Source organism: Staphylococcus sp. HMSC057A08, assembly GCF_001812925.1.
GTDB classification, from domain to species: Bacteria; Bacillota; Bacilli; order Staphylococcales; family Staphylococcaceae; genus Staphylococcus; species Staphylococcus hominis.
In genome coordinates this window covers 209,780-224,657 of sequence record NZ_KV810847.1, presented here as the reverse complement: position 1 = coordinate 224,657, position 14,878 = coordinate 209,780, and the positions used below count along the sequence as shown (strand labels likewise).

The window sequence follows — 14,878 nt, the reverse complement described above, 5'->3', positions numbered from 1 at the left end:
ATCTAATACCTATCAGAATTGTCAGAATAATATGCTAATACTTTAACGAGTTTTGAGGAGAAAGTCAAGAAAGTTTAGGGAATATTTATTTTAAAATAAACATACATTTTTTATTCGAACTACAAATATAAGTTTTATTTTATTCCTACTTAAATAAGTACCTACTTCATAACCGTTTTTTTCATTATTGAAGCAACTTCAACTGTAATTACTACCTTTTCTTTAAAACTAGGATTATAATTAACTACTAAATCCTTGTAATCAATTCATAATCTATACACTCTTATATGAATTTTATATTTTCCAACTATCTTTTTAACTTCCTTTTCAGTCATACTTGAAAAACCATATATCCATTCACACTTATATTTATTCATGATTTCAAATGATTTTAAAGAAATTTTATATAAATTCATTATATTATATAAAAATAATAATGAAGTGTTTCTCACTTTATTATTACTAACTAGTTATTCTTTTCATAACGTACTTTTTGACGGTAACCATATGTGCTTTCTTTAATTAATTGATCATTAAGCAATCCTGCGCCTATTGCTCCTGCAACAGTAGATATTGAGGTTGCAAACCAAGGAATACTTAAATAAAGTTGGACACTGGCTGGTCCTTTTAAACCTACTTGTTGTCCTAAGAATCCTGGAGGTAATAACACAAGCTCTGCAATTAAGAATAATAAATATAAAATCATATAATATATCACAATGGCTATCAATAAAGTCATGATCGTTGTTAAATTATATAACATTACAATTCTTTTATGCTTAGCTTTTTTTGTAGATTCCCATAGACCATGGGAGACCATTATCCAAACGAGCATACCTAAAATTGCCATGACGGAAATTCCAAATAATCGCCATACAGAAAAATCAAGCCCCATATTCCACATGGTTGAAAAAATCAATCCGAATGCGCCTGTCGTAAAAGCAATCGCTACAATATTACTTAAACTTGCCATCATATTCAATGGGTTATTCGCAAAGGTCATCCCACTGACAAGTCGTATCATTCCAAGACTACGTGAATTTGATAAATATCTTAAATGATTATTTCCTGTTTCTTTTAAATGTACTTCTGTTTTCTCAATACGTGAAAAAGGAAATTGTTTATTGATTTCTTTCTTAACCCTATTATTGTCATCATAACCCACATGCTCTCTTTCAGAATAATGAAGTTCATTAATAATGGTTACGATAGCATGTTTAAAACGATTCTTTACAGGACGCCATCCAAAAGCAGGATACGAAAATATTGCAGCGCCATTTTTTTTATTAATATCTAAAGCAAGTACATTTTGATGATAGAACATAGGTAAGTCTGTAATTCCTACAACATAATCCCATTCTCTTTTATTATGATAATCTTGAACTTTTTTGAATATTTCTTCCACACTTTCCGCAAAACCAGTAAGAGGATCCACCACGAGATCAACTTTCCAGTCACGTTGGTGATTATCTTGTTCTGATAATATATTGGGGATGTCATTAATTAAACTTTGGGCTAATTTCTCTGTCACTCCTGGCGCCACAACGAGACCAATTATTTTTTCTTCACTCATGTTGTCTCCTCCTCTCTATGATCTTGTTTTTTATGTTCATCTTGTTGATTATCATTATTTTGTTTATTGGATGCACTTTCTTCAACTTGTTGATTTGATGCATCATGAGAAGATGATTGAGCTTGTTCTTTTTCTTTCTTCTCTTGTTCTGCTTCTTTATAACGATGATACTGTCGATACGAATAAGTAATCTGACGGATTTTTTCTTCATTCTCTACAGTAGACCCCATTGCCCCAGCAAGTAAACCTAGTGAAGATACAAACCATACTAATTTTACATAATTTATAAATGTAAAATGAGGATGTGCGCTAGTCCATTGATTAAATAAGCTTGGTGGAACAAACAATGATACACTTATCGCTAATAAAAGATATAAAATAATATAATTTAAAAGTGTAATAATGAATAATGTGAATATGGTAGTAAAATTATAAATATAGCGATACACACGCTGTGATTTAGTTGTTTTACGTTCAATCAATTGATGTGCATAGAGTAACCAGCCTGTCATACCTAGGATAGCAATAAGCATAAGTATAATAAATCGTACTATGGAGTACTGTATACTCAGTTCCCAAGGCATGGAGAAAATTGATACATAAGTCCCAGTTGCAAAAGCAACTGAAATAATCTTTTTGAAATTAAAAATATTTTTCCATGGTTCATTTGCCCGTGTTAACCCTAAAATAAGTTGGATCCAACTGAGAATAAACCATCGATGAATATAACGTTGCTTTGGCGTTTCATCTTCATTTGGTTCTACTGCTTTAGGATGTATAAGAGGATGAATCTTGGGAGCCACTCTTGAAGTTGAATAATACAATTGTTCAATAATAGAAGTTAAACTATCTCTTAATTTTCGTCGTAGGTCTATCCAACCTAATGAAGGTAAAGATAGCATCGCTACTTGTTTATCATTATTAAAATCACTAATCACTACTTTATTTCCAGAAATACTTGGTAAATCTGTAATACATACAACAAAATCCCAATCATGTTGATCTTTCATTTTTGCCGCTTTATCAATACTTTCATGTACATCTTCAGCTGAGCCAATCATTAAATCAACGTGTAGTTGAAATACCCATTCTTGTTGATCATTCACACGTTGATTCAGCTGTTCTTTTATATCTGGAATAACAGCTTCTACGTGTTTACGAGACACACCCGGTGAAGGTATCAAACCAATTTTGTGCATTGTGTTATCCTCCTTTCTTTATAAATATAAAAAGTAAGGTGTACGTTGAAAAAGTCTACTCTTTTCAAACGTACACCTATTTATAAATAATTATTTAGCAAGTACAAGTGGTGAAAAGATAATGTAAGCAAGTACTACTAAACCTAGAACAATACCGCCTGTAACATAACGATATTTCCAAGGTGTAAGATCCACTTTAGCTTGATTAGTATTTAAGTCAAACGTATTGGAAGGTTTAAATTTATTAAAGACAAGTATAATAGCTAAATCAATAAAGAACATAAAACTAAAAGTATATAGATAATTTAATTGTGGCACCATAAAACTAATTGCAGCATATAACACAATGTGTGTAACTAAAGCTACTTTAGCGCCTAGTTTAGATGTGTGCTTAGAATAAAATGCAACTAAGACCAATGCAAGTACTGGCATACTATATACACCATTGAACTGTTGCACAATCGCATATAATCCACTTGGGAAAAGGGCAATAAGTGGAGATATACCTACTACAATAATGCCAATCACAACTGTCGCGATATGACCGACACGTGCAATATGTTGATCTGAAGCACGCTTACCAAAAATAGGTTTATAAAAGTCTAAAGTAAAGAGTGTTGTTGTACTGTTTAATGATCCAACAAATGAACTTAATATGGCTCCAAAAATAACTGCTCCGAATAGACCATAGCCCCAATCAGGTAAAATCGCCTGAATCAATGCAGGATAAGCATTATCATTAGATGTTATACCCCCATTGAAATAATTATATGCAATAACACCAGGAAGCACTGTAAAAATAGGACCAAATACCTTGAATAAACTTAAATATATCGCACCTTTTTGTGCTTCTTTTAAATTCTTACCAGCTAAGGCTTTTTGTACAATCATTTGGTTCGCACACCAAAAGAATAAATTATTAAAGAACATACCAAAGAATAATGTTGGCCATGGAACAACATCTGAATCAATGGCTCCAAAAGCGTTTAGTTTTTCAGGCGTACGTTGGATCATGTGGTCGAATCCTTTTACAAAATTCCCATCACCTAAATGATGTAAACCTAAAATTGTAATAATCAAACCACCTATAATTAATCCGACACCATAGATTGAATCACTAAATGCGCTCAGTGACAAACCACCGATAAATAAATAGATAACACCTACTGCACCAATGACAAATGCAATAATAATCGTTGCTGTTGCATCACTTACTCCTAAGTATTTTCCAATATTAAACATTTTATTAAATACTAATGAACCAGAGTATAAGACAACTGGTAAAAATGATACAACATAAGTGAAAATAAATAATATAGAAACGAAACGTTTAGTAAAGGTACCATAACGCATTTCAAGTAATTCAGAAATGGTATCCACACCGTACCTTAAATATTTTGGTAAGAATATCCATGCAAGTAAGACAACTGCTACAGCAGCTGTGACTTCCCAAGCCATCACTTCCATACCCTTACCATAACTTTGACCATTCTGTCCTACAATTTGTTCTGTAGATAGATTAGTCATAATAATCGTTGAGGCAATCGTAAATCCTGTTAAACTATTGCCTCCCATAAAATAGCCATCTGCACTATCAGTCTTTATTTTTCTTGAACGCCAAAACGCATAAAGACTGACCCCCATAACAACGGCTAAAAATAAAATAATTGCTAGCCAATTCATAATACGTGTCGCTCTCCTCAATATTTTATTTGTAAAAAATAAAAACGTTAAATCTTCATTCAACGTTAAACTGTTTATTACTTATCCTATAAAGCACCTATTTAGTGTAACTTCTATTTTAACCACGGTATATCTGATTTTCAATCATATAATTGAAAATTATTATAAAAATAAATTATATAAATTTTTATTTTTATATTCAAATAAAAAATTAATCAATATATTCTTTAATGGAAGCGCTTGACTTCTGATAATAGAAGTCATAAAGTGAAACTATAGTTAAATCATATGCACTAGGGGTGTTTTAAAACTGAGATGAGGTGTAACCTCAAACCCTTTGAACCTGAACTAGCTTATACTAGCGTAGGAAAGTGTCGTATAAAATAAGATGACCTGTTGAGATGTGTCAAACTGTTCTCAATAATGATAGATCTATTTTAATGCAACTTTCCTAACGCGAAGGTTGCATATTTTTTTGCTGTAAATGAAGTAAATGGAGGCACGATATTTATGACGAGAACAGTATTAGTAACTGGAAGTAGCCGTGGTTTAGGTGCGGTCATTGTGAAAACATTAGCTACACAAGGATTTGAAGTGATCATTAATTACAATCAAAGTCGTGAAGCGGCTGAGGCACTTGCAAAGGAGCTTGGTGACAAAGCTATCGCAATTCAAGCAGATGTCACACAACGTGCTGAAGTTGATCGTTTAGTTAATGAGGCAACACATCATTTTGGAAAAATTGACGTTGTGGTCAATAACGCATTAGTTAATTTTAAATTCGATCCTAATGCGCAAAAGGCCTTTAAAGACTTAGCATGGGAAGACTACCAACAACAAATTGACGGTACCCTAAAAGGCGCTTTTAATGTTACTCAAAGTGTCATTCCACAATTTATAGAGCGTGGTTCTGGTGCCATTGTAAGCATTGGCACAAATTTGTATCAACATCCCGTTGTCCCATATCATGAATACACAACAGCTAAAGCTGGGTTGATTGGATTCACGCGTAATGTTGCAGCCGAATTAGGGCAATATGGTATTACTGCTAATGTAGTGTCAGGAGGATTGCTTAAAACAACTGATGCTAGTGCTGTCACTACACCAGATGTTTTTGATTTAATTGCACAGACGACTCCATTACGTAAGGTGACTACCCCACAAGATGTTGCTAATATGGTTGCTTATTTAAGTAGCGAAGCTGCAGATGGTATGACTGGTCAAAATATTACTGTCGATGGTGGTTTAACCATGAATTAATATAGGTCTGGTCTTCCTTAGCTTAGAATAGAAATAAAATGAACATTGGAGTGAGAAATTAAATTGACTCATCAACATCAACTTCATCTCGGTGTATTAATCTATGGATGTGGTCATCATCAAGCTGCTTGGCAACTTCCCAATTCAAGTATTGAACGTCTCGGTGATATTCATTACTATCAAGAATTAGCCCAGTTATCTGAAAAAGGACTGTTAGACGTAGTTTTTTTCGCAGATAACCAGTCTTTTATCCCTAGCTATACGTCGATGCCAAGTTTTTGGTTTGATCCACTGATTAACTTAACTGCTATATCTCAAGTCACACAACATATTGGATTAGTTCCTACGATTTCAAGTACATTTTCTAATCCATTCACTGCAGCACGTCAGTTACTTAGTTTAGATCATATTAGTGGTGGACGAGTGGGATGGAATTTAGTCACTTCCATGACAGATGCCGAAGCTCAAAATCACAGCATGGATCATCTACCTAATCATGATGAACGCTATAAGAAGGCTGAAGAGTTTGCTCAAGTCATGAATGGATTGTTTGATTCTTGGCATACTGAAGATTTCAAACCCAACCGGCATCACCATACAATGATCAATCGCAACATCAAACCGCTTCACCACAATGGCAAATATTTTCAAGTTCATGGACCATTGACAACACCAAGTAGCATTCAGGGAAAACCTGTGGCGATGCAAGCAGGTGCCTCTAAACAAGGTATTGCATTAGCTACAAAATATGCAGATGCAGTATATTCCGTTTCTTGGAATATGAAGCAAGCAAAACGGTATCGCGAGCGCTTAGATAGTGAAATGGCACAACGTGACCATCAGCGTTATATTAAAGTGTTTCCTGGACTAGTCACTTATGTGGGTCATACACATGAAGAAGCATTGAAAAAGAAAGCAGAACTTGATCAACGACTTCCTATCAAAGCCGCTTTAAAGCAACTCAGTTTTTTCATTCAACAAGACTGTAGTCAGTGGGAATTAGATGCTCCTGTGCCTAAACTACCTTCCTTAGAAGAGTTTAACGGTCCCGCGGGTCGATATGAAACCATCTTAGAAATTATTCAAGATAAGCAACCTACTGTAAGAGAACTGCTAAGTTACCTTAATGCGGGTGGTGGACATCTGACACTCATAGGTACGCCAAAAGAAATTGTAGATGAAATGGAACGCTGGTTTAATGCAGGTGTTGCAGATGGATTTAACTTAATGCCACCTTCTTTACCAGATAGTTTAAACGACGTAGTTACACTCATTGTACCTGAATTACAACGTCGTGGCTTATATCGACATCAGTATAAAGGTTCTACACTAAGAGAACACTTAGATTTAATTTAATGTCTAATATATTTTATCCAAACCATATAGTAGAAATTAACGTAAAAAGCGATGGTATTAACTTAGGAATACCATCGCTTTTATATATCATATTATTAATATTTGTATGGATCGTTATCTTTTTCTTCTTGAAGCTTTCTTGCTTCATCTTGAATAAAATCATTACTTCGTTTATTCGTTTTATGATTTGAATAACGTTGATCACGATAGTCGTCATCCTTTGAATCATTTACGTGTGTATCGTGCTCTCTTTCATTATTATTGTCCGCTGCTTGATCTTTATTTGAATAATGATCTTTAATATAACGTTGTTGCTGTTTTTCTTCTTCTTCATTCAAAATGAATGCATTATTATTTGCATTTACATCATGATGATCTCTTTTGTAATGATCATTATAATCAGCATTGCCATACATGTCATGCTTAGGTTTACGAACAAGTAACATAATACCTGCAATTAACCATAAAATTAAACTGATCCAGTTTGTAGCAATCGCTAAAATACCTGCAATAATTAATAAGATACCTGCAAGTTTAGGTTTTTTATTAATTAAAATACCGCCAATAATTGCAAGAATTAATGGGATGAACGCGCCCCATGTAAAGAAATTAAATAAACCACCTAATGCATCCATACCATTATTTATTTCTGTTATAGAAACCTCATTGCCTTGCTTTTGTGTTTCATTAATAATTTGTTCTTTAAAATCAGCATTACCAATAAATGGTTTAATCATTAAAAACATAATTGCAACTAATGCTTGAATCGCAACACCTATCCAAGTAAGAACGTGTTCACCAGTACGTTTAATGTTATTGTTACTATTTCTAATTGTTGCATCATCATATTGTTTCGCCATTATTCCGCCTCCTTTTTTTATCCTTATACCCTACTGTCTAAAATTTTACACTCATTGATATAATGATGATTTATTTTCAGTATTATATCAAAGATGAATAAGACGATAATATACACGAGACGTCATTACATACATCAAAGCATAGATTATCATTACAAACACTAAGACACCGATATAAGTTGTTAAAAATAATTTTATATCATTAACATCTAAAATACCAAGCAAAGTATAAATCATTTTAGAAGCACATAGTACATGTATCATAGATACTATAATAGGTAAAGTAAAAATAATAACTACTTGGTCATTAATAACAGATTTAATTCGTTCTTCTTCTAAACCTACTTGACGCATAATTCGATAGTTTTTCCGATCTTCATATCCCTCAGCAATATTTTTGTAATACATCATCGTAAATGTACCAATCATTAAGACTAAAGAAACAATAGTTCCAACAAAAATGAGACCACCATAAATATCAAACATATCCTTATTTAATTCATCTTTATTATCAATTTGAATATCATATTGTTTCATCAATTTAGACTTAATATGATCTATGGACTGTGTATCTTTTGTTTTAAGATTAAAAGCAATGTATGAGTTAATATTTGCTGTTGTTTGATAATAATGAATCAATTGACGTTGTTGGTTTACATTATGAGTAACAAGTGTGACTCCACCTGGAACTGGAAATGAAAAATGATCTCCTTTTAACTGATTTGTTTTAAATGTTTGATTCATTAACTTGATATGGTCTAACTTTTGAAACATGAAATGATTCGCTAATATTCCCATTTCATTATGTTTAAGTCGCAGGTGCGTATGATTGATTGTATTGTAATCTTTCTGATTCATTACAATTAAATATACACTATTTAAATCTAATGGACTGTTCTCATTATCTCGCTTTACAAATGCACCCTTCTTATAAGTGACTGCAACACTTCCACTTGTATATTCTCTGAAAGCATCAACATCAGCATGTCTCTTAATCTCATTTTCTAGCTGATGTACTTTGTGTTTACTCGTAGTACTATGATGCACATCTCCACTCAATTCAATACGATATTGTGTTGGCATTAAATGATTCGCACGTTGGTCTACACTACGATATGTAGCGACGCTCATTCCTAGAGTCACAATAAGAAAAGTACATAGCATGGTTAAACTAGCCAAACCGATAGAATTAGAATTCATTCTTGAACGTAAACCAGAAATAGTAAAAAAATATTTAGGTCGATAATAAACACTCGGAATCTTTTGAAGCCAATCTATCACTAAAACACTCAGTGATATAAATAAGCAATACGTTCCTATTGTCACTAAAATAAGGGCAATAAAAATATTTCGTAGTGAAACCAAAATGAGTGTATCTTTTAAGGCAATCATATAACTGTCAACAACAGTTATGATTCCAACAATCAATAAGATATAGAGTAAAGGTTTGGACCATTGTTTTTCCGTTGGATGTTGTTGTTGTATTAACTTGATAGGACTTTGAAAAGTGATTTTTATATTGTTGAGAATAAATAAAAATAGCATCATTATTGCTAACATCAATAAGGTATATCTCATTGCACTTATATCAAATGGATATTTTTTTAAAGATACATGTGTATAACCTAATATTCTATTTAACGACATATAAGTTAATGCACCAAATAAATAACCACCTATAATACTCAGACATCCAATGATAATATATTGATATATTCCTTCTATAAACAGCATTAACCTAAAATGCTTTTTTTCCATACCCAGAATCATATTCATGGCAAGCTCTTTTTGACGACGTCGCATAATAAAACGATTAGCATAAAGAATAAAAAGGAGTCCAAATAGACACATAAAAAAATTTCCTATACTAATAAAAACTGGAATAACATCACTATGCTTATGAAGCGAAGTATTCATGTTTAAGGATAATAAAATAAATTCAATACCAAATAATGTACTGATGACTAGAATAAATGGAATTATAATATGACTCTGTGTCTTAAAATTCTGAATGACTAACGTCCAAACCAAGCGAAAAGTCATTTTAATCACCACTTTCGTGAAGCATTGCTAAACTATCAGCAATACGTTTTTGAAACTCTGATTGTAGTTCCTCCCCACGATAAATTTCATGATATAAACGGCCATCTTTAATGAATAAAATACGTTTGGCATAGGAAGCATCTACAGCCGAATGTGTCACCATTAAAATGGTTTGCTCATTTTTATTAATGTCTCTAAATAGTTCCATAATCGTTTTAGAAGTTTTAGAATCAAGTGCACCTGTAGGCTCATCTGCGAGTAACAAATCTGGTTCATTAATCAGTGCTCGACAGATAGCCACGCGTTGTTGTTCTCCTCCTGATATTTCAAAAGGATATTTATTAAGAAGTGGTTCAATATGTAACTGATAACTTAAGCGATAAAGACGATGACGCATCGTTTGATGTGAGCGATTCGCAAGTACAAGTGGCATTAAGATATTATCTTTATTTGTCATCGTCGGTAAAATGTTAAAATCCTGAAAAACAAAACCTAAATGGTCTCGACGGAAATAAGCGATTTCTTTATTACGCAATTGACGGATATTTTGCGCGTCAATCGTTATCGTACCTTCAGTAGCTTTATCATAAGTTGCAATTAAATTAAGTAAAGTGGACTTCCCAGATCCAGATTCACCCATAATCGCTACAAATTCACCCCTATCCACATTAAATGACATGCCATTTAATGCGGTAGTAGCATTCAGGCCTCTTCCAAATATTTTTTTTACATTATTCACGTCTAACAACATGATATCCATGCTTCCTTTCTTTTTATTAAACTCTTTAATTTATCACTTACTTCTATCATAAAACAAAAAGAAACCAGTAACATTAATCATTTCTTAAAAATGTTACTAGCTATCCTTACATTATTGAAAGTTTAATTATTTTCTGGGAAATGTATGTCAAATGTAGTTCCTTCATGGAGCGTTGAAGATACTTCTACTTTATGATGTAAATGTGCCGATATATGTTTAACAATAAATAATCCGATGCCACTTGAATGTTGATGAAGTCTTCCGTTATAGCCTGAGTACCCTTTATCGAAAATTTTGGGAAGATCGGCTTTACTAATTCCTACACCGTTATCTCGTATAGATAGCACATGATTTTCGTTGTTAAACGTAATCCAAATATCTTTACCTCTTGCATATTTCAAAGCATTATTAAGAATTTGTTCTATCATGATCGTACACCATTGAACATCAGTCAGTACTTCATCTTCACAACGTGTGTAATGAATAGTTGTTTTTTGATCGATGAATTGAATCGAATATTTCATAATAAGCGGTTTAACGAGATCGTTAATGGTCACTTTTGAAAAGGACATATCCGTTTCTTGATTCATCAATTTTAAATAGCTGAGTGCAAGACTCGTATAGTTATCAATTTGTATAATTTCTTGACGCACACGATTTACTACATTATCTTCATTTCTTTCTAGAAGGAGTTTTGAAGCGGTAATAGGTGTCTTCATTTGATGCACCCATGTTAAAAAATAGTTCTCAACGTTGACTTGGTATGCAGCTTGTTCATTTTTTACACGTTGTAATTCATCTTCTAAGTCAGCAACTTCTTCTTTTAAAGACACTGCTTCTTGAAATCCACTAAGTTGAATCAACCAAAAAATAATCATTATGAAAAGAATAATTGCCATACCTAGAAAGAAGGCATTGAAAGGCAAATTAAAAAGAAAAAAAATCACCAAGAAAAGTAATAAAAATAAAGCTACTATCATCATTTGATGACGTATCGATTTTATAAACGCTTTTAACATACTATTTATACCTTATATCCTACATTTTTCTTTGTCTCAATGAAATCAACAATACCGATAGATTGCAGCTTTTTACGTAGGCGTGTCATATTTACTGCTAACGTATTATCATCAATAAAATTCTCTGATTCCCAACATTTTTCGATGATTGCTGTACGATTGACATATTTCCCTTCATTTTGAAATAATTTATTCAAAATTTGTAGTTCAGTAAACGAAAGTTGTACAGAGTCATTGTTGTAGTATAGTGTGGCTTCATCAACAACGAGTTTACACCCTTTAACAGTCATCTCATTATTTGAAACCGTTAAATCATATGTTCTACGTAGCAATGCTTGAATTTTCGCTATAGTAAGTGACAAATTAAATGGCTTTTCAATAAAGTCATCTCCCCCCATTTGAATTGCCATAATTTGATCCATATTGTCAGTACGCGAACTAATGAAAATAATTGGGACATTAGATACTTTACGTATCTCTTGGCACCAATGATAACCATTAAATGTAGGTAAATTAATATCTAATAACACAAGTTCAGGTTCTGCAGTTTTAAATTCTTCAAGAATATTACCAAACTGCTTAGCAATACTCACTTCATAGTTCCAATGTGAGAGTTCATTCCCTAGACTTTCTGCAATGACGACATCATCTTCGACAATTAATACTTTCATTTTTTTCATCCTTTATTTTGCGTCATGATCATTATTGTCATTAGGATTAGACATTTTATTTTTTTCTTGTTCAAATTTATTTTCTTTATGTTTCGTTTTTTTCTTACGTTTTCTTTCTTCCATAATAGATAATGCGATAAATACAACTATCAGTAAAGGAGATAACATTACGAATATCATTATTGATTCACCTCTATATATTTATTCATGACATGATTTCTCTAACTTTATTTTAACGCTTTTTCTTTAAATTGAATATGTTCGAGATAACTGTTTCATAAAAAAGTAAGGAGCGAGATTCGAATTCATTTTGAATACGCCGTCTCACTCCCATGCTTCTTTTACTTTTAATCTTCTTTATTTAAAATATACTTTCTAATATCTTCTATGGTGATCGCTTCTTTAATTTGTCTTTGGATATCATTGATTTTTGCTGTTCTTCCCATACTTCCTGCCCAACTTTTAGGACTATGCTGTTCCCAATCATCTAATTCTTTAAATAGTTCTTGTAATGTTGTCATATGTTTACCACCTTTTTTTAATTTGGGTAAATAAAATAGCCCTCCTTAAATAAGAAGCGCTTGTCGACATCTTCTTATCTTTCAGGAAATCCTGTTGGATGTAGCACCTCACGCAAAGCGCAGTTGCTGAAGTTTCATAGGGCCAATTCCCTCCACTTACTCTTAATAAGATCAAACTATTTTATTTAATACTATTATAACATATATTTTCAATTCTTTATATTAAATTAATTTATCAAATCATAGAATATGATAAATTAATAATTTTTTACAATACCTTAAACTAAAGTTTACTAAATACTTACTTCAAATCAAATAAAGTTTCTTAATATAAAGATGTAAGTAATCTATATTTTACATATTAGGGGGCTTTTTTAATAATGAGTTTCATCAATAAATTTGGAAAAACCACAGTAGCAACTTCAATTCTAGCTGCTTCAGTATTAGGTACAACACATGTGTCATTCGCATCTGGTGCTGGACAAGGTGCTCAAGATCAACAAGGTCAAAATGGCGATTACATGGCCATCGGTAACACTAAAAATCCTAAAAATGTGATTTTCATGGTTGGAGATGGTATGGGTCCTTCTTATAATTCAGCTTACCGTTATTATGCAGATAATCCTAATACCAAAGAATTAGATCAAACTGCTTTTGATAAATATTTAAAAGGAACTAACCGTACTAATCCTAACGATCCTAAAGAAAATGTCACTGACTCAGCTGCAGGTGGCACAGCTTTCGCTACAGGTCATAAAACATATAATGGTTCAATCTCTGTAGATAATGATAAAAAACCTTTAAAGTCAGTATTAGAATATGCTAAAGAACAAGGCAAATCAACTGGTTTAGTGACAACAGCAGAAGTCACTGATGCAACCCCAGCTGTGTATGCGGCACATGTAGATGATCGTGATAAAAAAGATGAGATTGCACAACAATTTTATAATGATAAAATTAATGGCCAACATAAAGTAGACGTTCTTTTAGGTGGAGGCTCTAAATACTTCGGTAAAGAAAATGGTCATTTAACTGAGAAATTTCAAAAAGATGGGTACGACTATGTAACCAATAAGACTGACTTAGCTAACTCAAAAAGTGACCAAGTATTAGGTTTATTCGCTGAGAAAAATATGCCGTTACAAATTGATGCACCACAACAAAATCCATTATTAGCAGATATGGAAGAGAGTGCATTATCTAAATTAGAAAAAAATGATAAAGGATTCTTCTTAATGGTAGAAGGCGCTTCAATTGATAAATCTGGTCATCCTAATGATATCACTGGTGTCATGTCAGAAATGAGCGGTTTCGATAAAGCATTCCAAAACGCTATCGACTATGCAAAAAATCATAAAGATACATTAGTTGTCGCAACTGCTGACCACTCAACTGGTGGTTTATCCATAGCTAAAGGCAAAGATTATGTATGGAATCCAGACGCTATTCATAAAATGAAACATTCTGGCAGTTACATGACTGAACAAATTGCTAAAGGTAAAGACCCTGAAACAGTGATCAATGAAGGTTATGGTGTCGACTTCCCTAAAAAACAATTAGATAAAGTTAAAGATGCAGCGAAAGAACTAAAAGACATTAAAGATAAAGCTAAAAATGAAGATGATCCAAAAATTGCAGAAGCAACAACAACATTACAAGACGCCATCCAAAAACCAATTAATGACGAATCTCATACTGGTTGGACAACATATGGTCATACTGGTGAAGACGTAAATACTTACGCATATGGCCCAGGTGCTGATAAATTCCGTGGTAACATTGATAACACAGATAGTGCGAAAAATATCTTCGACTTCTTTGGTCAAGATGTCACGTCTAACCAAAATCAACAATAGTATTGAGCTCATAGATAAGACGTTCTCTATAATTAAAGAGCGTCTTGTTTTATGGTCAGAAAAAGCACTTTAGCAAG

The 14,878-nt window shown here is 32.7% G+C and carries 13 protein-coding genes and 2 riboswitches; of the genes, 3 read left to right on the top strand and 10 right to left on the bottom strand.

The annotated features are described in order from the left end of the window. Positions 1 to 466: 466 nt before the first annotated feature. From HMPREF2881_RS02945 to HMPREF2881_RS02935, 3 genes are all read right to left on the bottom strand, one after another. Positions 467 to 1,573 (bottom strand): MFS transporter, encoded by a 1,107-nt coding sequence (locus HMPREF2881_RS02945; RefSeq protein ID WP_002449471.1) that lies wholly within the window; start codon positions 1,571 to 1,573, stop codon positions 467 to 469. Further along, positions 1,570 to 2,772, bottom strand: coding sequence for a 5,10-methylene-tetrahydrofolate dehydrogenase (locus HMPREF2881_RS02940; RefSeq protein ID WP_002488245.1), 1,203 nt, complete (start codon positions 2,770 to 2,772; stop codon positions 1,570 to 1,572). Before HMPREF2881_RS02940 ends, HMPREF2881_RS02945 begins: the two co-directional genes overlap by 4 nt. 90 nt (positions 2,773 to 2,862) lie before the next feature. Then, positions 2,863 to 4,455 carry a solute:sodium symporter family transporter gene (locus HMPREF2881_RS02935; RefSeq protein ID WP_002488191.1) on the bottom strand — a complete coding sequence of 531 codons (1,593 nt, stop codon included), beginning with the start codon at positions 4,453 to 4,455 and terminating at the stop codon, positions 2,863 to 2,865. 285 nt (positions 4,456 to 4,740) lie between these two features. Continuing rightward, positions 4,741 to 4,842: riboswitch (TPP riboswitch) on the top strand. 123 nt (positions 4,843 to 4,965) lie between these two features. Here HMPREF2881_RS02935 and HMPREF2881_RS02930 point away from each other — a divergent pair. Next, the gene (locus tag HMPREF2881_RS02930) at positions 4,966 to 5,715 is read left to right on the top strand and encodes a 3-oxoacyl-ACP reductase (RefSeq protein WP_002454777.1); all 750 of its coding nucleotides are present in this window, start codon (positions 4,966 to 4,968) and stop codon (positions 5,713 to 5,715) included. Positions 5,716 to 5,778: 63 nt separating this feature from the next. After that, positions 5,779 to 7,071: an LLM class flavin-dependent oxidoreductase gene (locus HMPREF2881_RS02925; protein ID WP_002449506.1), complete on the top strand. Its 1,293-nt coding sequence runs from the start codon at positions 5,779 to 5,781 to the stop codon at positions 7,069 to 7,071. Between the two features lie 95 nt (positions 7,072 to 7,166). Here the strand turns inward: HMPREF2881_RS02925 and HMPREF2881_RS02920 are convergent, their stop codons facing one another. From HMPREF2881_RS02920 to HMPREF2881_RS11765, 7 genes are all read right to left on the bottom strand, one after another. Next, complete coding sequence (locus HMPREF2881_RS02920) at positions 7,167 to 7,931, bottom strand: DUF4064 domain-containing protein (protein ID WP_002449398.1); 765 nt, start codon at positions 7,929 to 7,931, stop codon at positions 7,167 to 7,169. Between the two features lie 87 nt (positions 7,932 to 8,018). Then, on the bottom strand, positions 8,019 to 9,974 hold the full coding sequence (locus HMPREF2881_RS02915) for an FtsX-like permease family protein (RefSeq protein ID WP_037555810.1): 1,956 nt from the start codon (positions 9,972 to 9,974) through the stop codon (positions 8,019 to 8,021). A 1-nt stretch (position 9,975) separates the two neighbouring features. Next, on the bottom strand, positions 9,976 to 10,725 hold the full coding sequence (locus HMPREF2881_RS02910) for an ABC transporter ATP-binding protein (RefSeq protein ID WP_002488212.1): 750 nt from the start codon (positions 10,723 to 10,725) through the stop codon (positions 9,976 to 9,978). 131 nt (positions 10,726 to 10,856) lie between these two features. After that, positions 10,857 to 11,753 carry a sensor histidine kinase gene (locus HMPREF2881_RS02905; RefSeq protein WP_002488276.1) on the bottom strand — a complete coding sequence of 299 codons (897 nt, stop codon included), beginning with the start codon at positions 11,751 to 11,753 and terminating at the stop codon, positions 10,857 to 10,859. A 5-nt stretch (positions 11,754 to 11,758) separates the two neighbouring features. Beyond that, positions 11,759 to 12,424 carry a response regulator transcription factor gene (locus HMPREF2881_RS02900; RefSeq protein ID WP_002488207.1) on the bottom strand — a complete coding sequence of 222 codons (666 nt, stop codon included), beginning with the start codon at positions 12,422 to 12,424 and terminating at the stop codon, positions 11,759 to 11,761. A 12-nt stretch (positions 12,425 to 12,436) separates the two neighbouring features. After that, entirely contained in the window at positions 12,437 to 12,604 is a 168-nt protein-coding gene (locus tag HMPREF2881_RS11770) for a hypothetical protein (protein ID WP_002488268.1), read from the bottom strand. A 167-nt stretch (positions 12,605 to 12,771) separates the two neighbouring features. Further along, positions 12,772 to 12,945, bottom strand: coding sequence for a hypothetical protein (locus tag HMPREF2881_RS11765; RefSeq protein ID WP_002449232.1), 174 nt, complete (start codon positions 12,943 to 12,945; stop codon positions 12,772 to 12,774). Between the two features lie 71 nt (positions 12,946 to 13,016). Then, a riboswitch (SAM riboswitch) is annotated at positions 13,017 to 13,117 on the bottom strand. A gap of 208 nt (positions 13,118 to 13,325) precedes the next feature. Here HMPREF2881_RS11765 and HMPREF2881_RS02895 point away from each other — a divergent pair. After that, positions 13,326 to 14,801, top strand: a complete 1,476-nt coding sequence (locus tag HMPREF2881_RS02895; RefSeq protein ID WP_002488271.1) for an alkaline phosphatase — start codon at positions 13,326 to 13,328, stop codon at positions 14,799 to 14,801. Positions 14,802 to 14,878: the final 77 nt, after the last annotated feature.